Origin of the sequence: Paracoccus sediminilitoris (assembly GCF_003259195.1) — a bacterium.
GTDB lineage: Bacteria > Pseudomonadota > Alphaproteobacteria > Rhodobacterales > Rhodobacteraceae > Paracoccus > Paracoccus sediminilitoris.
This window is the reverse complement of the sequence record NZ_QJPK01000001.1, coordinates 215,283-237,289: the sequence shown is the minus strand read 5'-3', so window position 1 is coordinate 237,289 and position 22,007 is coordinate 215,283. Positions and strand designations below refer to the sequence as shown.

The 22,007-nt window shown below is 64.7% G+C and carries 24 protein-coding genes; 12 read left to right on the top strand and 12 right to left on the bottom strand.

Translation table 11 applies throughout. The annotated features are described in order from the left end of the window. Positions 1-119 precede the first annotated feature (119 nt). On the bottom strand, positions 120-626 hold the full coding sequence (gene ssb / locus DKT70_RS01140) for a single-stranded DNA-binding protein (RefSeq protein WP_111557432.1): 507 nt from the start codon (positions 624-626) through the stop codon (positions 120-122). Between the two features lie 249 nt (positions 627-875). Between ssb and DKT70_RS01135 the strand changes: the two genes are divergently transcribed. Beyond that, positions 876-1,463 carry a lytic transglycosylase domain-containing protein gene (locus DKT70_RS01135; RefSeq protein ID WP_233490363.1) on the top strand — a complete coding sequence of 196 codons (588 nt, stop codon included), beginning with the start codon at positions 876-878 and terminating at the stop codon, positions 1,461-1,463. Positions 1,464-1,503: 40 nt separating this feature from the next. Here the strand turns inward: DKT70_RS01135 and DKT70_RS01130 are convergent, their stop codons facing one another. The 11 genes from DKT70_RS01130 to mdh form a co-directional block, all read right to left on the bottom strand. Then, complete coding sequence (locus tag DKT70_RS01130) at positions 1,504-1,968, bottom strand: transglycosylase SLT domain-containing protein (RefSeq protein WP_111557865.1); 465 nt, start codon at positions 1,966-1,968, stop codon at positions 1,504-1,506. 64 nt (positions 1,969-2,032) lie between these two features. Continuing rightward, entirely contained in the window at positions 2,033-3,427 is a 1,395-nt protein-coding gene (gene lpdA, locus DKT70_RS01125) for a dihydrolipoyl dehydrogenase (RefSeq protein WP_111557864.1), read from the bottom strand. Between the two features lie 60 nt (positions 3,428-3,487). Next, the gene (locus DKT70_RS01120) at positions 3,488-3,892 is read right to left on the bottom strand and encodes an MAPEG family protein (RefSeq protein WP_111557430.1); all 405 of its coding nucleotides are present in this window, start codon (positions 3,890-3,892) and stop codon (positions 3,488-3,490) included. Positions 3,893-3,894: 2 nt separating this feature from the next. Continuing rightward, the gene (locus DKT70_RS01115; RefSeq protein WP_111557429.1) at positions 3,895-4,149 is read right to left on the bottom strand and encodes a hypothetical protein; all 255 of its coding nucleotides are present in this window, start codon (positions 4,147-4,149) and stop codon (positions 3,895-3,897) included. A gap of 165 nt (positions 4,150-4,314) precedes the next feature. After that, entirely contained in the window at positions 4,315-5,835 is a 1,521-nt protein-coding gene (gene odhB, locus DKT70_RS01110) for a 2-oxoglutarate dehydrogenase complex dihydrolipoyllysine-residue succinyltransferase (RefSeq protein WP_111557428.1), read from the bottom strand. A gap of 4 nt (positions 5,836-5,839) precedes the next feature. After that, entirely contained in the window at positions 5,840-8,806 is a 2,967-nt protein-coding gene (locus tag DKT70_RS01105) for a 2-oxoglutarate dehydrogenase E1 component (RefSeq protein ID WP_111557427.1), read from the bottom strand. Between the two features lie 54 nt (positions 8,807-8,860). Continuing rightward, complete coding sequence (locus DKT70_RS01100; protein WP_146612579.1) at positions 8,861-9,256, bottom strand: hypothetical protein; 396 nt, start codon at positions 9,254-9,256, stop codon at positions 8,861-8,863. Positions 9,257-9,319: 63 nt separating this feature from the next. Next, entirely contained in the window at positions 9,320-10,204 is an 885-nt protein-coding gene (gene sucD, locus DKT70_RS01095; protein WP_108501361.1) for a succinate--CoA ligase subunit alpha, read from the bottom strand. Positions 10,205-10,291: 87 nt separating this feature from the next. Beyond that, positions 10,292-11,485 (bottom strand): ADP-forming succinate--CoA ligase subunit beta, encoded by a 1,194-nt coding sequence (sucC, locus tag DKT70_RS01090; RefSeq protein WP_111557425.1) that lies wholly within the window; start codon positions 11,483-11,485, stop codon positions 10,292-10,294. A 194-nt stretch (positions 11,486-11,679) separates the two neighbouring features. Next, the gene (locus DKT70_RS01085) at positions 11,680-12,873 is read right to left on the bottom strand and encodes a hypothetical protein (RefSeq protein ID WP_111557424.1); all 1,194 of its coding nucleotides are present in this window, start codon (positions 12,871-12,873) and stop codon (positions 11,680-11,682) included. Positions 12,874-12,962: 89 nt separating this feature from the next. Then, positions 12,963-13,925 (bottom strand): malate dehydrogenase, encoded by a 963-nt coding sequence (mdh, locus tag DKT70_RS01080; RefSeq protein ID WP_111557423.1) that lies wholly within the window; start codon positions 13,923-13,925, stop codon positions 12,963-12,965. A 160-nt stretch (positions 13,926-14,085) separates the two neighbouring features. On the opposite strand from mdh, the gene DKT70_RS01075 reads away from it, so the two are divergent. From DKT70_RS01075 to DKT70_RS01025, 11 genes are all read left to right on the top strand, one after another. Beyond that, positions 14,086-14,835, top strand: coding sequence for a sulfite exporter TauE/SafE family protein (locus tag DKT70_RS01075; protein WP_199559503.1), 750 nt, complete (start codon positions 14,086-14,088; stop codon positions 14,833-14,835). A gap of 81 nt (positions 14,836-14,916) precedes the next feature. Further along, positions 14,917-15,768: an HpcH/HpaI aldolase/citrate lyase family protein gene (locus DKT70_RS01070; RefSeq protein WP_111557422.1), complete on the top strand. Its 852-nt coding sequence runs from the start codon at positions 14,917-14,919 to the stop codon at positions 15,766-15,768. Between the two features lie 42 nt (positions 15,769-15,810). Further along, positions 15,811-16,362: an NnrU family protein gene (locus DKT70_RS01065; RefSeq protein ID WP_111557421.1), complete on the top strand. Its 552-nt coding sequence runs from the start codon at positions 15,811-15,813 to the stop codon at positions 16,360-16,362. Next, positions 16,362-16,568, top strand: a complete 207-nt coding sequence (locus DKT70_RS01060; RefSeq protein WP_111557420.1) for a DUF1737 domain-containing protein — start codon at positions 16,362-16,364, stop codon at positions 16,566-16,568. Before DKT70_RS01065 ends, DKT70_RS01060 begins: the two co-directional genes overlap by 1 nt. Next, positions 16,565-17,617, top strand: a complete 1,053-nt coding sequence (locus tag DKT70_RS01055; protein ID WP_111557419.1) for a MaoC family dehydratase — start codon at positions 16,565-16,567, stop codon at positions 17,615-17,617. Before DKT70_RS01060 ends, DKT70_RS01055 begins: the two co-directional genes overlap by 4 nt. 240 nt (positions 17,618-17,857) lie before the next feature. Further along, positions 17,858-18,250, top strand: coding sequence for a succinate dehydrogenase, cytochrome b556 subunit (gene sdhC / locus DKT70_RS01050; RefSeq protein WP_111557418.1), 393 nt, complete (start codon positions 17,858-17,860; stop codon positions 18,248-18,250). 13 nt (positions 18,251-18,263) lie between these two features. Continuing rightward, positions 18,264-18,650 (top strand): succinate dehydrogenase, hydrophobic membrane anchor protein, encoded by a 387-nt coding sequence (locus tag DKT70_RS01045; protein ID WP_111557417.1) that lies wholly within the window; start codon positions 18,264-18,266, stop codon positions 18,648-18,650. Between the two features lie 7 nt (positions 18,651-18,657). Continuing rightward, complete coding sequence (gene sdhA / locus DKT70_RS01040) at positions 18,658-20,460, top strand: succinate dehydrogenase flavoprotein subunit (protein ID WP_111557416.1); 1,803 nt, start codon at positions 18,658-18,660, stop codon at positions 20,458-20,460. Then, positions 20,460-20,831: a hypothetical protein gene (locus tag DKT70_RS01035; protein ID WP_072297672.1), complete on the top strand. Its 372-nt coding sequence runs from the start codon at positions 20,460-20,462 to the stop codon at positions 20,829-20,831. Before sdhA ends, DKT70_RS01035 begins: the two co-directional genes overlap by 1 nt. Positions 20,832-20,862: 31 nt before the next feature. Continuing rightward, complete coding sequence (locus tag DKT70_RS01030) at positions 20,863-21,159, top strand: hypothetical protein (RefSeq protein WP_233490361.1); 297 nt, start codon at positions 20,863-20,865, stop codon at positions 21,157-21,159. Then, positions 21,159-21,998 carry a hypothetical protein gene (locus tag DKT70_RS01025; protein ID WP_111557414.1) on the top strand — a complete coding sequence of 280 codons (840 nt, stop codon included), beginning with the start codon at positions 21,159-21,161 and terminating at the stop codon, positions 21,996-21,998. The genes DKT70_RS01030 and DKT70_RS01025 overlap by 1 nt, the downstream gene beginning before the upstream one ends. The last annotated feature ends 9 nt before the right edge of the window (positions 21,999-22,007 follow it).

Sequence of the window (22,007 nt, the reverse complement as noted above, 5' to 3'; positions counted from 1 at the left end):
AACGCGCAATTGTCATGCGCGGCGGACCGGGGGGCGGCAATCTTTCGACCACCGGTCACGACAAAGGGCGACCCGATGGGTCGCCCTTGCCTAAATCGAATCGCTGTGACCCGGCTGGATCAGAACGGGATCTCGTCGTCGTAATCGGGACGACCGCCGCCCTGCGACCCGCCGCCCGAGGGAGCCGAGCCCGAGCCATAGCTGTCATAGCCGCCCTGGTCGCGACCACCGCCGCCCATGCTGCCGCCACCCATGCCACCGCCGCCGCCTTCGCCGCGGCCGTCAAGCATCTGCAGCGTGCCGTTGAAACCGCGCAGGACGATCTCGGTGCTGTATTTGTCGGCGCCCGACTGGTCCTGCCATTTGCGGGTTTCCAGCTGGCCTTCGATATAGACCTTGCTGCCTTTCTTCAGGAAACGCTCGACCACGTTGACCAAGCCCTCGGACATGATCGACACGGTGTGCCATTCGGTCCGCTCCTTGCGTTCCCCGGTGTTGCGGTCCTTCCACTGCTCGGACGTGGCGATGCGCAGATTGGCGACCTTGCCGCCGTTCTGGAAGCTGCGGATTTCCGGGTCGCGGCCCAGATTGCCGATCAGGATGACCTTGTTGACGCTGCCTGCCATGACGGAATTCCTTGGTGATGTCTCTATGGGTTCAAAGGGGTCTATCGCACGGGGACCATCGCCTGCAAGCGGTTCGCCGGTCCGGGCCAAGGCGGGATGCCGCCCAAGGGATCAGGGGGGCATGCCAAGCACGGTGGCACCGGTCGCATTTTTATGTATAGTTGTCGCCAAACCCGGCAATAGTCAAAGCCGACACGAACGAGGGGCCGAAACATGCGGATCAGACATTCTGTGACAGCGGCGCTTTGCATGGCACTGATCAGTGCCACAGCTGTGCCCACCATGGCCGAGGGGCTGCGCCTGTCGGGCAGTTCTTCCAAGTCACGCGCCGAACAATTCGCCCGACAGACACGCCTGATGGATTCGCGCCTGACCACTCAGTACCAGCAATCCGCCCGTTTGCAGCCAGGCGGTGCCAAGCGCAACGCCCTGGTCGCCGCGGAACCGGTCCGCATTCCACGCTATACCGGAAGGCGCACGGCCTATCTGCCGCATGCCCGCGCGGCCGCCCAGAAGAACGGCATCCCCGAAGATCTGTTCCTACGTCTGGTCCAACAGGAATCAGGCTGGAACCCAAACGCGAAATCCCACAAGGGCGCGATGGGTCTGGCGCAGCTGATGCCGGGAACCGCGGCCAAGCTGGGCGTGAACGCCGCCGACCCGGTCCAGAACCTGAATGGCGGGGCACGCTATCTGCGGATGATGTACAACCAGTTCGGCAACTGGAACCTGGCCCTGGCGGCCTATAACGCGGGTCCGGGCGCGGTGCAGAAATACGGCGGCATCCCACCCTATCGCGAAACGCGCAATTACGTGCGCATCATCGCGGGCGGCTGATCGGAATGAAAACGGGCCCCGATCGGGGCCCTTTTCCTTGTCAGCTGCGCAATCCGGTCACCTTCAGCAGACCCTTGCGCTTGGCTTCATAGTAATAGCCGCGGCTGTACCACCCGATCGCGGCATCCGCATCGCCTTCGGCCACCAGCCAAGCCCCGCGCAGGTATTTCACCCCATAACGCAGGTTCGTATCGGCATCCAGAAGGCTGGACGCGGGTCCGCGATGTCCCATTGTCCGGGCCGTTTGCGGCGCGATCTGCATCAGGCCGTAATAGGGACCGTTGCGCGCGCCGGGCCGGTGCTGCGATTCGCGCAGGACAACGCGCTGAACCAGCGCCGGGGGGACGTCGTAATGGCGCGCCCATGAATTGATCTGCTGGCGCAGACGCGGGGTTTCATTGGGATAAAGCCCGTTGGACCGCAGGCCCTTGGGCTGGGACACGCTTGATGATCCGCCGCATGCCCCCAAGGCCAACAGCGACAGGACGGCAAGGCGCCGCCCCATCACCGGTGCCGGGATATCCCGACGACCGGGGGACAGCGCCCCCCGATCCGCCGCCGAACCGGCGTCAGACATGGATGGCGCCGTCGCCGCAGGCCAGCGCGGCCTCGCGTACGGCTTCCGACACGGTCGGGTGGGCGTGGCAGGTCAGGGCCAGATCCTCGGCCGAGGCGCCGAATTCCATCGCCACGCAGACCTCGTGGATCAGGTCACCAGCCGAGGGGCCGATGATGTGGCAGCCCAGGATGCGGTCGGTTTCGGCATCGGCGATCAGCTTGACGAAGCCGTCGGCCTGCATCATCGCCTTGGCGCGCGCATTGCCCATGAAGGGGAACTTGCCGATCTTGACCTTGCGACCGCCTTCCTTGGCGGCCTCTTCGGTCAGGCCGACGCTGGCGACCTCGGGGGTGGTATAGATCACGCCGGGGATCACGTCGTAATTCACATGGCCGTGCTTGCCGGCGATCACCTCGGCGACGGCCATGCCTTCATCCTCGGCCTTGTGGGCCAGCATCAGGCCGGGCACCGCATCGCCAATGGCATAGATGCCCTTGACGTTGGTCGCCCAGTGATCGTCGATCGCGACTTGGCCACGGTCGGTCATCTTGACGCCAAGATCATCCAGACCCAGCCCGTCGACGGTGGGACGACGACCGGTGGCAACCAGGACGCAATCGGCCTCGATCACCTGTTCGCTGCCGTCCTTCTTCAGGGCATAGGTGACCTTGCCCTTGCCATCCTGAACCTCGGCACCCTGCACCGCGGCGCCCATGACGAATTTCAGACCCTGCTTGGTCAGGATCTTCTGGAACTGCTTTTGCACCTCGGCATCCATGCCGGGGGTGATCACGTCCAGGTATTCCACGACCGTGACATCCGCCCCAAGGCGTGAATAGACCGAGCCGAGCTCAAGCCCGATGACGCCCGCGCCGATCACGACCATGGATTTGGGAATGTTCGGCAGGGCCAGCGCGCCGGTGCTGTCGACGATGACGCCGCCCGCATTGTTGACCGTCACGCCCTTCAGCTCGGACGGGACAGAACCGGTGGCGATGACGATGTTCTTGGTTTCGTGGACCGTGTCGCCGACCTTGACCTTGCCGGGTGCTTCGATCCTTGCCCAGCCTTTCAGCCAGTCGATCTTGTTCTTCTTGAAAAGGAATTCGATGCCCTTGGTGTTGCCGTTGACGGTTTCCTGCTTGTAGCCCTGCATCGTTGCCCAATCGACATCGACCTTGGCGTTCATCAGGCCCATCTTGGCAAAGTTTTCATGGCTTTCATGCAGCATGTGGCTGGCGTGCAGCAGTGCTTTGGACGGGATGCAGCCGACATTCAGGCAGGTGCCGCCCAAGGTTTCGCGACCTTCGACGCAGGCGACCTTCAGGCCCAGCTGTGCGGCCCGAATGGCGCAGACATAGCCACCGGGGCCGGCGCCGATCACGATCAGATCATACATTGGAATTCCTTTCATTCGGACCGCAGGACCGGGGGCTTCGATCCACCGGTCACCTGCGCAATATTTCTAGACGGATGACGAGACAAGCCCCGCGACGATCATCAGGACCGTCGCCGCAAAGCCGATCATCCAGATGATCGAACGGCCCGGCACCCAGCCCAGCAGATAGGCGGGGACATAGGCGATGCGGGCCAGCAGATAGATCCAGGCGCAAAGCGCGGTGAACCATGACGCAGCGCCGCCCAGGGTCACGACCACCACCGCAAGGGTGAACATGATCAGACCCTCGAAGTGGTTGTTGAAGGCGCGCTGCATGCGCCCGGCCATGCCCTTCAATTGGGTCGGCATGTTGTCGCGCGGGCTCATGGCGGCCTTGGGACCGATCTGGCGTTGGGCCATGATCGAAAAGGCGGCGAACTGGGCAGTCTGCAACAACCCGGCAAGGGCCAGCACGGTGACTTCGGCGGGCATAATCACGCGGTCTCCAGGAAATGGGCGTCGGTCGCGGTGATGCCGGCCTGGCTTTCAAAGACCTTTGCGGCACCCCCCAGGTAGTCGCGGGCGGCCTTGACGTCGCCGACCTGGAACAGCGCCCAGGAATGCCCGTCATCTTCGCGCCACAGCTGCAGCAGCGACAGGCCGTTGCGGCCGCGATCCTCGGCATCGGCGTCGAAGGCGGTGCGGAAGCTGGCGGTGTTCTGGTGGGTATAGCGAATGATCAGCTGCATGATCCATGCTCCGGTATGATGATGCGCATCCCGCCGCGATGCGCGGAAATGGGTACGGGCGGATCGAGGAAACGCTGATGCATGGGGCAGGGGTCCGCCGATGGCCGTTCTGTCCGGCAAGATGGAAGGCGGGGGCCATGTCGCCACGGCCCCCGCAAGATCGGATTACAAATCCATCAGCAGACGGCGCGGATCTTCCAGGGCTTCCTTGACGCGGACCAGGAAGGTCACGGCGCCCTTGCCGTCCACGACGCGGTGGTCATAGGACAGCGCCAGGTACATCATCGGGCGGATGACGATTTCACCGCCGACGACCATCGGGCGTTCCTGGATCTTGTGCATGCCCAGGATGCCCGACTGCGGGGGGTTCAGGATCGGCGAGGACATCAGCGAACCATAAACGCCACCGTTCGAGATGGTGAAGGTGCCGCCCTGCATCTCCGCCATGGACAGCTTGCCGTCACGACCCTTCAGGCCAAGCGCGCCGATTTCCTTTTCGATCTCGGCAAAGCTTTTCTGGTCGGCGTCGCGGACGACGGGGACGACCAGGCCGGTCGGCGTGCCGACCGCGACGCCCATATGGACGAAGTTCTTGTAGACGATGTCAGTGCCGTCGATTTCGGCGTTGACCTCGGGAACTTCCTTCAGGGCGTGGCAGCAGGCCTTCACGAAGAAGGACATGAAGCCCAGCTTGACCTTGTGCTTCTTCTCGAAGGCGTCCTTGTATTCGTTGCGAAGCTGCATGATGCCGGACATGTCGGCTTCGTTATAGGTGGTCAGCATCGCGGCGGTGTTCTGCGCGTCCTTCAGACGACGGGCGATGGTCTGGCGCAGGCGGGTCATCTTGACCCGCTCCTCGCGGTCGGCATCATCGGCCGAACGGGGGGCGGCGGGTGCCTTGGCGGCCGGCGCGGGGGCCGAGGATGCCTTGGCCACATCTTCCTTCATCACGCGTCCGTCGCGGCCCGATCCCTGGACCTGATCACGACTGACGCCCTTTTCGGCCATGGCCTTCTTGGCCGAAGGCGCGTCCTCGACATCCGAACGCGGCCGGGTTTCCTCGGGGCCGGCGTTCTCCAGGACGGTTTCCTGCGCGGCGCTGGCGGGCGTGGTGGCCTTGCCTTCGCCGCCTTCGGTGATCACGGCCAGCTTGGCCTTGGCATCGACCGTTGCGCCTTCCTCGGCCAGGATCTCGGCCAGGACGCCCGCTGCGGGGGACGGAACCTCGACCGAGACCTTGTCGGTCTCCAGCTCGCACAGCATCTCATCCATCTCGACACTGTCGCCGGGCTTCTTGAACCAAGTGGCGACGGTGGCTTCGGTCACGCTCTCGCCCAGGGACGGAACCATCACGTCCACGGATTTGCCGGTCATCTTGTCTTGTCCTTCGGATTTTTCAGCGGGTTTGGCCTCTTCGGCCTTGGCTTTGGCAGGGGCCGCTGCGGTGCCAGCCTCGTCGATCTGTGCCAGCAGCGCGTCGGGGGCGACGGTCTCGCCCTCGGCTGCCACGATCTCGGCCAGGACCCCGGCGGCGGGGCTGGGCACCTCGACGGTGACCTTGTCGGTCTCCAGCTCGCACAGCATCTCGTCGATCTCGACCCGGTCGCCGGGCTTCTTGAACCAGGTGGCGATGGTGGCCTCGGTGACGGATTCGCCCAAGGCGGGTACGCGGACTTCGGTTGTCATCGGATCATCCTTCAAGGTTCAGTGCGTCGGCGACCAGCGCCTCTTGTTCAGCTTTGTGGCGCGAGGCAAGGCCCGTGGCGACCGAGGCGGCGGCGTTACGACCGGCATAGCGGGCGCGCGAATGTTTCGCGCCAAGGCGTTCCAGCACCCATTCCAGGTAAGGCTCAACGAAGGTCCAACCGCCCTGGTTCTTGGGCTCTTCCTGGCACCAGACGACCTCGGCCTGCTTGAAGCGGCCCAGTTCCTTGATCATCGCCTGCGCGGGGAAGGGATAGAACTGTTCCAGGCGCAGCAGGTAGACGTCGTTGATCCCAGCTTCGTCGCGGGCCTTCAGCAGATCGTAATAGACCTTGCCCGAACAGACGACGACGCGCTTGATCTTGTCGTCGGGCGCCAGTTCCGTGGCCGATGTGCCGCGCTGCGCATCGTCCCACAGAACGCGGTGGAAGGTCGATCCGGTCTGGAAATCCTCGGCCTTGCTGACGGCCAGCGGGTGGCGCAGCAGCGATTTCGGCGTCATCAGCACCAGCGGCTTGCGGAAGCCGCGATGGATCTGGCGACGCAGGATGTGGAAATAGTTCGCCGGTGTCGTGCAGTTCGCGACGATCCAGTTGTCCTCGGCGCAGCCCTGCAGGAAGCGTTCCAGACGGGCCGAGCTGTGTTCCGGACCCTGGCCTTCGAAGCCGTGCGGCAGCAGCATGACCAGACCGGACATGCGCAGCCACTTCTTCTCGCCCGACGAAATGAACTGGTCGAACATGATCTGCGCACCGTTGGCGAAATCGCCGAACTGCGCTTCCCACATCACCAGGCTGTTCGGTTCGGCCAGCGAATAGCCATATTCAAAGCCCAGCACCGCATATTCCGACAGCATGCTGTCGATGACCTCATAGCGGGCCTGATCTTCGGTGATGTTGTTCAGCGGATAGTAACGCTGTTCGGTCTTCTGGTCGATGAAGGCCGAATGACGGTGGCTGAACGTGCCGCGGGTGCTGTCCTGACCGGCCAGACGGACGCCGTGGCCTTCGGTCACCAGCGATCCGAAGGCCAGGGCCTCGGCGGTGGACCAGTCGAAGCCTTCGCCGGTTTCCAGCATCTGCTTCTTGGCCTCCAGAAGGCGGCCAACAGTCTTGTGCAGGTTCATGCCTTCGGGAACCTTGGTCAGCGCGGCGCCGACGCGGGTCATCACCTCGGGGGCGATGCCGGTTTCACCGGCGACATATTCCGCACCTTCGCGCGACAGGCCTGTCCACTTTCCATCCAGCCAGTCGGCCTTGTTCGGCTTGTAGTTCTTGCCGATCTCAAACTCTTCGTTCAGATGCGCCTGGAACGCGCTCTTCATGTCCTCGATCTCGCCCTCGGGGATCAGGCCGTCGGCGACAAGGCGTTCGGTGTAAAGCTGCAGCGTGGTCTTGTGACCCTTGATGCTGTGATACATCGCGGGGTTGGTGAACATCGGTTCGTCGCCTTCGTTGTGACCGAAGCGGCGATAGCAGAAGATGTCCAGAACCACGTCCTTGCGGAACTTCTGGCGGAATTCGGTGGCGACCTTGGCGGCGTGGACCACGGCCTCGGGGTCGTCGCCGTTCACGTGGAAGATCGGCGCCTCGACCATCAGCGCGATGTCGGTCGGATAGGGCGAGGTGCGGCTGAAATGCGGCGCCGTCGTAAAGCCGATCTGGTTGTTGACGACGATATGCATGGTGCCGCCGGTGCGGTGACCACGGATGCCCGACAGCTGCAGGCATTCGGCCACGACGCCCTGACCGGCAAAGGCCGCATCGCCATGCAGCAGAATCGGCAGGACCGAGGTGCGCGCCTTGCGGTCGCCCATCTGGTCGGTCTTGGCGCGTGCCTTGCCCAGCACGACCGGGTTCACGGCCTCGAGGTGGCTGGGGTTCGCGGTCAGGGACAGGTGGACGGTGTTGCCGTCGAATTCACGATCCGAGCTGGCGCCCAGGTGATATTTCACGTCGCCCGAACCGTCCACATCCTCGGGCTTGAAGCTTCCGCCCTGGAATTCGTGGAAGATGGCGCGATAGGGCTTGGACAGCACGTTCGCCAGCACCGACAGGCGGCCACGGTGCGGCATGCCGACGACGATGTCCTTGACGCCTAGGGCACCGCCGCGCTTGATGATCTGCTCCATCGCCGGGATCAGGGCTTCACCGCCGTCGAGGCCGAAGCGCTTGGTGCCCATGTATTTCACATGCAGGAACTTCTCGAAGCCCTCGGCCTCGACCAGCTTGTTCAGGATGGCGCGGCGGCCTTCGCGGGTAAAGGCGATCTCCTTGCCGTAACCTTCGATCCGCTCCTTCAGCCAGGCGGCTTCCTCGGGGTTCGAGATGTGCATGTATTGCAGCGCAAAGGTACCGCAATAGGTGCGCGTCATCAGGTCCGCGATCTGGCGGATCGACGCGACCTCCAGGCCCAGCACGTTGTCGATGAAGATCGGGCGATCCATGTCGTCGGGACCAAAGCCATAGGTCGAGGGCTTCAGTTCACCGTGATCGGGCACGTCGCGCAGGCCAAGCGGGTCCAGTTTGGCATGCAGGTGGCCCCGGATGCGGAAGGCGCGGATCAGCATCAGCGCGCGGATGCTGTCCAGCACCGCCTGCCGCATCTGGTCGGTCGTCAGCTTGACGCCCTTTTCCTCGGCCTTGGCGGCGATCTTCTTGATGGCGGCATCGGCGTCGCTTTTCGACGCGCCGGGCCATTCGCCGGTCAGCGCGGCGGTGGTGTCATCCTGGGGCAGGGGCGGCCAGTCGGCGCGCTTCCAGCTGGCGCCTTCGGCTTCGCGCACGGCATCGGCCTCGGCGTCACCCAGGCCGCGGAAGAATTCGTCCCACGCCTGATCGACCGCAGCCGGATCCTGGGCCCACTGGCCATAAAGATGTTCCACATAGGCCGCGTTATGGCCCTGCAGAAACGAGGAATCATGGAAATCGGTGTTTTTCGGCTGGTCGGTCATGGCTGGTCCCCGTTCAGGGCAAGGAGAGGGAAAAGGCGGTGTCGGGCACGGATGTCAGGCACAATGGATATCGAAGATGCGGGCACCGGGGTCGGCGAATGGATCGATGCGGGGCTGCTGGACAATGCGCAGCGGCGCCCGTCGTTCCAATCCGCACAATGCCACAGCGGCCTGGCTTTCGGCATTCGGAGGCGCGGCCGAGGGCTGATAGATTACCCGCCAGCCGAAATCCCGGCGCGCCACCGTCCGGACCGAGGCGGGCGGAAGGCCGCTTGCCTCGTGCAGGTTGGTGCGGGCGGGAATGCCGCCGGGCAGGATGTCCCGGGTCACGCGGTCGCCGCAGGCCGCCAGGGTCAGAAGCGCGATCAGCGACATGGGAACGCCGCGGCCCGATGCCATCTGCACCGGGTTCGGCTGCGGCTCGGTGGCGCGCTGTCCAGTCAATGTCACGGTCCTTCCCCTTCATGCCATCCGCCCCCCATACTCATGTCCGGGGGGCGGACAGTCAAATCATCAGGCCTTGATCGCCTTTAGAACGGCTTCGCCGAGGCCTGCGGGGCTGTCGGCAACCACGATCCCGGCCTTCTTCATGGCCTCGATCTTGGATTCCGCGTCGCCCTTGCCGCCCGACACGATCGCGCCGGCATGGCCCATGCGACGGCCCGGAGGTGCGGTACGGCCCGCGATGAAGCCGGCGGTCGGCTTCCACTTGCCCTTGCGCTTCTGCTCGGCCAGGAATTCGGCGGCCTCTTCTTCGGCGGAACCGCCGATTTCGCCGATCATGATGATGGATTCGGTCTCATCATCGTCCAGGAACATCTGCAGCACGTCGATATGCTCCATGCCCTTGATCGGGTCACCGCCGATACCGACGGCGCTGGACTGGCCCAGACCCACGTCGGACGTCTGCTTGACGGCCTCATAGGTCAGGGTGCCCGAACGCGACACGACGCCGACCGAACCACGGCGGAAGATGCTGCCCGGCATGATGCCGATCTTGCATTCGTCCGGCGTCATGATGCCCGGGCAGTTCGGGCCGATCAGGCGCGACTTGCTGTTCATCAGGGCGCGCTTGACGCGCATCATGTCCAGGACCGGGATGCCTTCGGTGATCGCGACGATCAGCGGGATTTCCGCGTCGATGGCTTCCAGGATCGAATCCGCCGCGAACGGGGGCGGGACATAGATCACCGATGCATTGGCGCCCGTCTTCGCCACGGCCTCGTGGACCGAGTTGAAGACCGGCATGCCCAGGTGATCCTGGCCACCCTTGCCGGGCGTCACGCCGCCGACCATCTGCGTGCCATAGGCGATCGCCTGTTCGGTGTGGAAGGTGCCCTGGGATCCGGTGATCCCCTGGCAGATGACTTTGGTATTCTTGTCAACGAGAACGGCCATCATGGCCTCCTTGCGTAGGGGTGCGGCTTGGCGCACCGATGTTTCCGGCAAGCCGCGCCGTCATGGGCGCGGCCAAGAGGATCAGGCTCAGCCCTTGACCGCTTTCACGATCTTTTCGGCCGCATCCGACAGATCGTCGGCCGCGATCACGTTCAGACCGCTGCCCGCGATGATCTCTTTGCCCAGTTCGACGTTCGTGCCTTCCAGACGGACGACCAGCGGAACCTGCAGGCCGACTTCCTTCACGGCGGCGATGATGCCTTCCGCGATGATGTCGCAGCGCATGATGCCGCCGAAGATGTTGACCAGGATGCCTTTGACGTTCTGGTCGCTGGTGATGATCTTGAAGGCCTCGGTGACCTTTTCCTTGGTCGCGCCGCCGCCGACATCAAGGAAGTTGGCAGGCTCGGCGCCCTTCAGCTTGATGATGTCCATGGTGGCCATGGCCAGGCCTGCGCCGTTCACCATGCAGCCGATCTCGCCGTCCAGCGCGATGTAATTCAGGTCGAACTTCGAGGCTGCCAGTTCCTTGGCGTCTTCCTCGGTCTCGTCGCGCAGCGCCATGATGTCGGACTGGCGATAGAGCGCGTTGTTGTCGAAGCCCATCTTGGCGTCCAGGCACTTGATGTTGCCTTCGGGCGTCACGATCAGCGGGTTGATCTCCAGCATCTCCATGTCCTTGTCGATGAACAGGCGATACAGGTTCTTGACCAGGGCCACGCATTGCTTGACCTGCTGGCCTTCAAGGCCCAGGGCAAAGGCCACGCGGCGGCCGTGGAAATCGGACAGGCCCGAAGCGGGATCGACGCTGAAGCTGACGATCTTCTCGGGGGTGTTGGCGGCGACTTCCTCGATGTCCATGCCGCCCTCGGTGGAGGCCACGAAGGACACGCGGCTGGTCTGGCGATCGACCAGCAGGGCCAGGTACAGTTCGCGGGCAATGTCCGAACCGTCTTCGATATAGATGCGGTTGACCTGCTTGCCGGCGGGTCCGGTCTGGTGCGTGACCAGCGTGCGGCCCAGCATCTGGCGGGTCAGTTCCTCGGCCTCGGAGACCGATTTGGCCAAGCGGACGCCGCCCTTTTCACCGGCTTCGGATTCGACAAAGTGACCCTTGCCGCGGCCACCTGCGTGGATCTGCGCCTTCACGACCCAAAGCGGGCCGTCCATCTCGCCTGCGGCGGATTTGGCTTCGTCGGCCTTGGTCACGATGCGACCTTCGCTGACGGGCGCGCCGTATTGACGCAGCAGCGCCTTGGCCTGGTATTCGTGGATGTTCATCTCGACCCCCTCATTCGGTTCGACAGATTTGGCGGTGTTGTGACATATCCGAAGGCGTCCCTAAAACGCTTTTCCCATAAAATGCCGAAAACAGGCGGGTTCCTGCCTGATGTGATCACAGCAATTCCGCGTGTGATCACAAAGCCTGCGCCCGATAGCGCAAGCAGGTCGATTCGGGATGGTGACGTCCTGATTCAGTTCAGCAGCAACATGTAAAGACCTGCGCGCCCGCCGAACATCTGGACAAAGCCGTCCCAGCTGTCGCCCCCCACCGTCAATCCGGGCCTGGCATAGGGCAGGGCGGCGGTGCCCTGCACCCAATCCGCGATCTCGACCGGCTGCGGGTCCTGCAGCCATTTGGACAGGTCGATGCCGTGGCCGGGTGCAAAGCGCCAGAACGGGATCAGCATCTTGCCCTGCAGCGCCTGATCCATCTGGTCCAGCAGCGCCATCCATTGCGGCCCGGTGCCCTGCGGCAGATCAAAGCCCAGGGCGGCCTGCTGCCCGTCATTCGGGATCCATTCGCGGTCGTTGTCGCCCTCCAGCGCGACCAGCCGCCAGAATTCGCGGTTGGCCACCACCATCTGGCGCAGGTGGTTGCGGGCATCCCGGGTCAGGGCCGGGGTCGGCTGGTGTCGCAGGGTCTGCAGGACCACGGCGATGCGGTCGATGATCGGGCCGAAGGCCTGTGCCTGCATTTGCATGCTGGGCGCGCGGGCCATCTGCCCCGGCGGCTGCGCGAACTGTTCGTCCAGCTTTTGCTGCAGGGCCAGCCTGTCAGCCAGTGCGGGTTCGGGGTCGAAGGCCAGGACCAGCTTGGTGACGGCCTGGATCAGATGGGTATAGGCCCGCAGCCATTCCGCGTCGGCGCGGTCAAAGCGGATCACGCGCGGACCCTCGGGCAGGGGCAGGCCGGCAAGCTGGCCCAGATCCTCGGCAGGTGAACGCTGGCCATCCCCGTCCACATCCAGCCACAGATCGTCCAGATCCAGAACCAGCGCGGCTTCCTCCTTGGGCAGGTGGTCGCGGCTGTCCTGCATGGCCTGCGACAGGTCGGTCATCATCACGTTGACGAAGTCGGAGGACATGGGCTGCGGGTCGGAATTGGCGGGCAAGGTTGCCCCCAGCAGTGGCAGCGGCACCAGCGGTTCCGTCGCTCCGATGCGCCAGCGCGCCTGATAGGCCGACTGGACCGCGCCAAGGAAGGTCACCGCCGACAGCGCCATGTCCCGGTCGGGCGACGCGGGCTGGTCCGCCAGCGCCTGCGCCGTGGCCGTCAGCCCGCGATCCGCGATCATCCCCGAGGTGGCGGTGTCATCGGCCAGCGTGGGGCCGGCCAACAGGGCGGGGGTGACGGTCAGGGCAAGGGCGGCGATCAGATGGCGCATGGGGAACCCCTTGGATGCGGTCGGGCCGGAATGCAGAACGGCGCGCCAAGCATGGCGCGCCGCTCCGACAGCTGCAAGTGGTAGTCCGATCACGCCAGCGTGGCGTCGATCCCCTTGCAGGCTTCGACCAGGCCTTTGACAGCATCGACCGACTTGGTGAACATGGCCTGTTCGTCCTTGTCCATGTCGATCTCGATGACGCGTTCGATGCCTTTGGCGCCAATCACGGTCGGGACGCCGACATACATGCCGTTCAGGCCGTATGCGCCCGAGACATGGGCCGCGCAGGGCAGGACGCGCTTCTGGTCCTTGAGATAGGCTTCGGCCATCTCGATGGCGCTGGTGGCGGGCGCATAGAAGGCGCTGCCGGTCTTCAGCATGCCGACGATCTCGGCGCCGCCGTCGCGGGTGCGCTGAACGATGGCGTCCAGCTTGTCCTGCGTGGTCCAGCCCATCTTGACCAGATCCGGCAGCGGGATGCCCGCGACCGTGGAATAGCGGGTCAGCGGAACCATCGTGTCGCCATGGCCGCCCAGCACGAATGCGGTGACGTCCTTCATGGACACGTCGAATTCCAGCGACAGGAAGTGGCGGAAGCGGGCCGAATCCAGCACGCCGGCCATGCCGCAGACCTTGTTGTGGGGCAGGCCGCTGAATTCGCGCAGGGCCCAGACCATCGCGTCCAGCGGGTTGGTGATACAGATGACGAAGGCGTCGGGGGCGTGCTTGGCGATGCCCTCGCCCACGGCCTTCATGACCTTGAGGTTGATGCCCAACAGGTCGTCGCGGCTCATGCCCGGCTTGCGGGGGACGCCGGCGGTGACGATGCAGACGTCGGCGCCCGCGATGTCGGCATAGTCGTTGGTGCCCTTCATGCGGGCGTCGAAACCTTCGGACGGACCCGATTGGGCGATGTCCAGGGCCTTGCCCTGCGGCGTGCCTTCCGAGATGTCGAACATGATGACATCACCAAGTTCCTTCATCGCGGCCAGATGGGCCAGCGTGCCGCCGATCTGCCCCGCACCGATCAGTGCGATTTTGGGTCGGGCCATGGGTAACCTCCGAATACATGTTGGAATGTTGCGTGGTGGTTAAGGCGTCACGCAATGAATCGCAAGTGTGACCTGCTGCGCTGCGGCATTGATTGGGCTAACACTTGCCTTCCGTCCCTGCGCAGGCAAGGTTTGCACGACATGCAAGGGGAGGGGCCGGATGCTGGATCTGACGGTGACGGGATGGCTGTTGGCGGTGCTGGCCGCGATCGCGGTGGGCCTGTCCAAGGGTGGGCTGGCGATGGTGGGAATCATCTCGGTCCCGCTGATGTCGCTGGTCATGTCACCGGTGCAGGCGGCGGGGCTGCTGCTGCCGGTCTATGTCATTTCGGATCTGGGCGGGCTGGTGGCGTTCCGGCGCGATTTCGACCGCGGCGTGCTGCTGCGCGCGCTGCCGGGGGCCCTGGCGGGGATCGGGGTCGGATGGGCCACGGCGTCTATCGTGCCGGTCTGGGGGGTGACGCTGATCGTGGGGCTGATCGGCCTTGGCTTTGCGCTGAACGCGCTGATCCGCCCGCCGCTTGACGATGCTGCGCGCCGCCCAACCCTGACGGCGGGCAGCCTCTGGGGCGGGCTTGCCGGTTATACCAGTTTCGTCAGCCATTCGGGCGCGCCGTTGTGGCAGGTCTATGCTCAACCCCTGCGCCTGACGCCGCTGATCTATGCCGGGACAACGACCTGGTTCTTTGCCATCGGCAACTGGGTCAAGCTGATCCCCTATGCGGCCCTGGGCCAGCTGTCGGCGGCCAATCTGGCGACAGCGGCGGCCCTGACGCCCGTATCGCTGGCATCGGTCTGGGTCGGGCTGCGGCTGGTGCGGATCATCCCGCCACTGCTGTTCTATCGGCTGATCACCTGGGGGCTGCTGGTGATCTCGGTCCGGCTGGTCTGGCAGGCAGTGGCGGGGTGACGCCGCGATGCAGCGCATTTGCGCTTGCCATTTGTGGCGCTGCATTGCAGCATTGCGCAACATTCTTACCCTGAGGATCTCATGGCCAGACCCTATCGCTCCGTTCTTTATATCCCTGCCGCCAATGCCCGCGCGATGGACAAGGCCTGCGACCTGCCCGCCGATGCCATCATCTTCGACCTCGAGGATGCGGTCGCCCCCGATCAGAAATCTGCGGCCCGCGACGGGCTGGGGCAGGCGCTGGCACAGGATTACGGGCCGCGCGCGCGCATCTTGCGCATCAATGCGCTGGCGACCGAATGGGGCAGGGATGACGCGCTGGCCTGTGCAGGCGCGCTGGCGGGTCTGGTCGATGCCGTGCTGATCCCCAAGGTGGACAGCCCCGCCGATCTGGATGCGGTGGCCGAGCTGATCCCGGACACGGCCCTCTGGGCGATGATGGAAACGCCCCTGGGCATGCTGAACGCCGCCGCCATCGCCGCCCATCCGCGTCTGAAGGGCATGGTGATGGGGACCAACGATCTGGCCAAGGATCTGGGCACCCGGTTTCGCGCCGACCGCCTGCCGATGATGGCGGGGCTGGGGATGTGCCTGCTGGCCGCCCGCGCGCATGGCGTCACCATCGTCGACGGGGTCTTCAACGCCTTCAAGGACGAGGAGGGGCTGCGCGCCGAATGCGAACAGGGCCGCGACATGGGCTTCGACGGCAAGACCCTGATCCATCCCGCCCAGCTGGCCATCGCGAACGACGCCTTTGCCCCGACCGATGCGGAAATCGACCTTGCCCGGCGCCAGATCGAGGCTTTCGATCAGGCCACCGCCCAAGGCAAGGGCGTGGCCGTCGTCGATGGCCGCATCGTCGAGAACCTGCATGTCGCCGCCGCCCGCGCGACGCTGGATCGGGCAGATGCGATTGCGGCCATGGCACAATAGGCGCAAGGTGCGGCCAAACGCATTCCAGCAAGAGGAAGCCAGATGCTGATCCTGATCCTTGGTGTCGCCCTGTGGTGGGGCGCCCACCTCTATAAACGCATGGCCCCCGCGCAGCGCGCCGCGATGGGCAGCCAGGGCCGGGGCATGGTCACCGGGCTGCTGGTGCTTTCAGTGATCTTGATGATCGTCGGCTATCGCATGGCGGATGGCGCCTTCTTCTGGGGCCGGACCGCGCCCATGACGGGCATCAACAACCTGCTGATGCTGGTCTCGATCTATCTGTTCGCAGCCAGCGGCATGAAGACCCGCGTGACGGCTTATACCCGCCACCCGATGCTGTGGGGCTTTGCGCTGTGGGCGGTCGCGCATCTGCTGGTCAATGGCGACACGCCGTCGCTGATCCTGTTCGGCGGGCTGCTGGTCTGGGCCTTCGTCGAGATGCAGGTCATCAACCGCGCCTCGGACTGGGTGCGGCCCACCGGACCCTTCCCAGTCAAGAAAGAGATGATGGCCCTTGCCGGCGCGGTCATCGTGCTGCTGGTTCTTGGCGCGATCCACGGCCTTGTCGGCCCCAACCCCTTCGGAGGTGCATGATGCCTACCCTCTATCGTTTCATCACCGAGGACGACACCTCGCAATTCTGCCATCGCGTGTCCGAGGCCCTGTCCAAGGGCTGGCGGCTGCAGGGCGACCCTTCGATGGCCTTTGACGCGGCGCGCGGCGTCATGCGCTGCGGGCAGGCCGTCACCAAGGAGGTCGAGGCCGAATACCACCCCGACATGAAGCTGGGGCAGCAATGACCAAGACGAATTCCGGCCGCTTCTTCGAGGATTACACCGTCGGCCAGGTCATCCGCCACGCCGTTCCCCGCACGCTGGCCGAAGGGGAACGTGCGCTCTATCACGCGCTTTATCCCATGCGGCACGCGCTGCATTCGTCGGATGAATTTGCGATCGCGGCGGGGCTGGACGGCAGCCCCTTGGACGATCTGCTGACCTTCCACACGGTCTTTGGCAAGACGGTCCCCGACATCAGCCTGAACGCGGTGGCGAACCTTGGCTATGCCGACGGGCGCTGGCTGCAGCCGGTCTGGCCGGGCGACACGCTGCGCGCGGAAAGCCAAGTGATCGGGCTGAAGCAGAACTCGAACGGGCAGTCGGGCGTCGTCTGGGTGCGCACGCGCGGCCTGAACCAGGTCGATGAACCGGTGCTCGAATTCGTCCGTTGGGTCATGGTGCGCAAGCGAAACCCCGGCAGCCCCGCCCCTGAAACCGTCATTCCTGACCTGCCCGTGGCGGTCGCCGCCGAGGATCTGGCCATCCCCGAGGCGCTGGATTTCACCGATTATGATTTCAGCCTGTCGGGCGAACCCTATTGCTGGGGCGATTACGCCATCGGCGAACGGATCGATCATGTCGACGGCGTCACCGTCGAAGAGGCCGAGCATATGCTGGCCACCCGTCTGTGGCAGAACACCGCCAAGGTCCATTTCGATGCCACCCACCGCGAGGACGGCCGCCGCCTGATCTATGGCGGGCATGTCATCAGCATGGCGCGCGCGCTGTCCTTCAACGGCTTGGCCAATGCGCAGATCATCGTGGCGCTGAACGGCGGCACCCATGCCAATCCCTGTTTCGCGGGCGACACCATCCGCGCCTGGTCCGAGGTGCTGGACAAGGCCGAAACCGACGCGCCCGGCGTCGGCGCGATCCGGTTGCGGCTGGTCGCGACCAAGGGCGACAGCGCGCAATTCGCGCTACGCGGGACCGACGGGAAATACGCCCCCGAGGTGCTTCTGGACCTGGACTATTGGGCGCTGATGCCGGCCAATGGCGATTCAGTCCACTAGGCACCCCACGGTTTTGCGCTAACGTGGTGCGACCGTTCCGCCGCCTGTGATCACACGGATTGCAAGTGTGATCACAAAGACGGAAATCCGCGGCATTTCATCGCGCGGGGTGGCATCTGTCCGTGACAGGTGACAGTATCACGATCAATAAGGACGCCAATCGCCAGCCCGCGTGGCCAGCCCTGTCAGTCTTGGGCACCTGCGACGGGACATGCCAGAACCGACATAGGAGGGCCGACCATGGCCGACGTGAACCGGGGTAACCGGCCGCTTTCCCCCCACCTTCAGGTCTATCGTCTGCCGTTGCCGGCAATCACATCCATCTTGACCCGCATCACCGGGCACGCTCTGGTCGCGGGCATCCTGCTGCTGGTCTGGTGGCTGGTCGCCGCCGTCAGCAGCCCCGGCGCTTTCGCCGCCGCCGACTGGCTGGTACGGTCCTGGCTGGGCTTCCTGATCCTGACGGCCTCGGCCTGGGCGCTGTGGTTCCACGCGCTGTCGGGCATCCGCCACCTGTTCTACGACCAGGGCCTGGGCCTTGAGATCGAGGATGCCAAGAAGGCGTCCTGGGCAATCATCATCGGTTCGGTCGCGTTGACGCTGCTTAGCCTGATCATCTTCTTCATCAGCTGAGGCGAGGGACATCATGCGCTATATCACCCCACGCAAGGCGGCCACGGGACTGGGTTCGGCCCGTTCGGGAACCGCACATCACTGGCAGATGACCGTCAGCAGCTATGCGCTGGTCATCCTGACGCCGCTGTTCATGATCGCCGTCGGCGGCGCCATCGGCCTGCCGCAGGACGCGGTCGCGGCCCATTTCGGGCGCCCGTTCCCCGGCATCATCACCGCGCTGTTCATCGTCGTGGGCATGATCCACTTCATCAAGGGCACGCGGATCATGATCGACGACTATGTCTATGGCTCGGCCAACAAGCTGGCGATCATCGCTTCGAACATCTTCGGGTGGGGCGTCATCGCCGCCGCGATCTTTGCGCTGGCAAAGATGGCCTTCACCACCCCCGCGATCTGAGGACGACATGGCTGCATACGAAATCCAAACGCATGAATATGACGTCGTCGTGGTGGGCGCCGGTGGCGCAGGTCTGCGCGCGACGCTTGGCATGGCCGAACAGGGCCTGCGCACGGCCTGCGTGACCAAGGTCTTCCCGACCCGTTCGCACACCGTCGCCGCACAGGGCGGCATCGCCGCGTCGCTGTCCAACATGGGCCCCGACAACTGGCAATGGCACATGTACGACACCGTCAAGGGGTCGGACTGGCTGGGCGATACCGACGCCATGGAATACCTGGCGCGCGAGGCCCCCAAGGCCGTCTATGAACTGGAACATTACGGCGTTCCCTTCAGCCGCACCGAGGACGGCCGCATCTATCAGCGCCCCTTCGGCGGCCACACCACCGAATTCGGCGAAGGCCCCCCGGTGCAGCGCACCTGCGCCGCTGCCGACCGCACCGGCCACGCCATCCTGCACACGCTCTATGGCCAGTCGCTGAAGCATAACGCGGAATTCTTCATCGAATATTTCGCGCTGGACCTGATCATTACCGATGGCCGCTGCACCGGCGTCGTCTGCTGGAAGCTGGACGACGGCACGATGCATGTCTTCAACGCCAAGATGGTGGTGCTGGCGACGGGCGGCTATGGCCGCGCCTATTTCAGCGCGACCAGCGCCCATACCTGCACCGGCGACGGCGGCGGCATGGTCGCCCGCGCGGGCCTGCCCCTGCAGGACATGGAGTTCGTGCAGTTCCACCCGACCGGCATCTATGGTTCGGGCTGCCTGATCACCGAAGGCGCGCGGGGCGAGGGCGGTTACCTGACCAACTCCGAAGGCGAGCGTTTCATGGAACGCTATGCCCCCACCTACAAGGATCTGGCCAGCCGCGATGTCGTCAGCCGCTGCATGACCATGGAAATCCGCGAAGGGCGCGGCGTCGGCAGCGAACAGGACCACATTTTCCTGAACCTGATGCATCTGCCGCCCGAAAGCCTGGCCGAACGCCTGCCCGGCATCAGTGAATCGGCCAAGATCTTTGCCGGTGTCGATGTCACCAAGCAGCCGATCCCGGTGATCCCGACCGTGCATTACAACATGGGCGGCATTCCGACGAACTATTGGGGCGAAGTGCTTGCGCCGACGGAAGAAAACCCCGACGCGACCTTCCCCGGCCTGATGGCCGTGGGCGAGGCGGGCTGCGCATCGGTCCATGGCGCGAACCGCCTTGGCTCGAACAGCCTGATCGACCTGGTGGTCTTCGGTCGTGCCGCGGCCATCCGCGCGGGCGACGTGATCGACCGCGAAAGCCCCATCCCCTCGACCGACCAGTCGCAGGTGGACAAGGCCTTGGCCCGGTTCGATGCGCTGCGCTATGCCGACGGTTCAGTGACGACTGCGGAGTTGCGCGACCAGATGCAGCGCACCATGCAGGCCGATGCTGCCGTCTTCCGCACCGACAAGACCCTGGCCGAGGGCGTCGAGAAGATGGAGGCCATCGCCGCCAAGATGGACGACATTAAGGTCACGGATCGCGGTCTGATCTGGAACACCGACCTGATGGAAACGCTGGAACTGACGAACCTGATGCCCAACGCGCTTGCGACCATCGTCGCGGCCGAGGCGCGCAAGGAAAGCCGCGGGGCGCATGCCCACGAAGACTACCCCGAGCGGGATGACGCCACCTGGCGCAAGCATTCGCTTGCACGCATCGACGGTAACAAGGTTAAACTGGACTATCGTCCCGTCCATCTTGATCCGCTGACGACCACGGAACAGGGCGGCATCGACATGAACAAGATCGCTCCGAAGAAAAGGGTTTACTGATGCGTTTCAATCTTATCGCGGCCTTCGGCCTTTCCGCCGTCACGCTGGCCGGTTGTGTGGCTCCGGTCCCCGTCGCGGGTCCCGCCGTTCCCTCGGCCCCCGTCACCACGCCCGCAACGCCCACCGTTCTGGATGCCGCGTCGCGCCAGGTCGCGCGCAGCGTCGTCAATTCCGAGATGCAGAAGCGTCTGCCGGGCGTCAACGTTGCGCCCTATACCGATTGCGTCGTGAACAATGCGACCACCGCCGAGATGATCGATATCGCCCAGATGTCGCGTGCCGGTGCCGGTGGAACGGCCGATAGCGTCGCCTCGATCGTGTCGCGTCCGGCCACCACGCAGTGCATCGCGGCCGCGGCGCGCACGGCCTGATGGCATGATGACGCGGGCAGCCCCCCTGGCCATGGTTCCGCTTTTGGCGGTGCTGTCGGCTTGCGGCCCGATCCCTGTGGATCAGGCCGAAAGGGTCTGCCTGCGTGACGCCGAACTGGCCCGCGCGCCACGCACGGACGTGACCGTGGGCATCGGCACGGGTTCGGGCGGAACGCAGAGTTTCGGCCGGATCGGCATGGAGATCAGCGGCGATTACCTTGCAGGGCGCGACCCGGGACAGGTTTTCGACCGATGCGTGATGCGCCGGTCGGGCCAGATGCCGCAGCGCGCTTTGGCTGAACAGCCTGGTTGGCAGGGGCGCATCTGATGACGCAGGACGGGGCAGGGCGGCGTCTGGTGCTGCATCTTGGCGTGCAGAAGACCGGTACGACATCATTGCAGCGGTTTCTGAAGCTGAATGCCGAAGCGCTGTCTGACCTGCTGGTGATCCGCACCCCTGAGGAAGGCACGCCGATGCGTCCCCTCGGTCGCGCCGCGATCGCGGCGAGCCTGGGCGACAGTGGCGATCTGCGCAGGGCACTGAAGATTGCCTTCGAGGATGTCTTGGAGACCATCCCCGACGGGCCGCAGGCCGTCCTGATCAGCCATGAAAACCTTGCCGGCGCCATGCCCGGCAATGGCGGCGAAACGCAGCTTTACCCGGCTCTGCCGCAGATGCTGCAACAGGTGGATGGGGTCGCGCGGTCGCGCGGCTTTGATCCGCACTATGTTTTTTACACGCGCCGGATGTCGACGTGGAAACATTCTGTCTGGGCACAGGCAGTTCGGACGGATGGTTATGCCGAAACGCGCGAGGCGTTCCTGAAGGAGGTCAGCGATCTGCCCGGTTGGGGCGATCTGGAACGCCGCCTTGCGCGGCAGCTGGGACCGGATCGCGTCACCCGCCTGGCGCTGGAGGCCGAGACCGACCCCGACCGCCCCGGCCAGCAGCTGCTGGCGATCGGGGGCATCGGGCCCGACCGGGTGGCCGGCCTGGCGCTGCTGCAGTCGCGCGCGATGGAGCGACTGAACGACGGCTCGACCGAATTTCTTCGCCGGCTCAACGGGCTGGCGCTCAACCCCCATGCGCGTGGCCGGATCGTCGATCTGGTGACGCGTTCGCAACACCTGTTCACGGCTGACATGCCGTCCGAAGGCACTCTCTGAAAGGAGCAC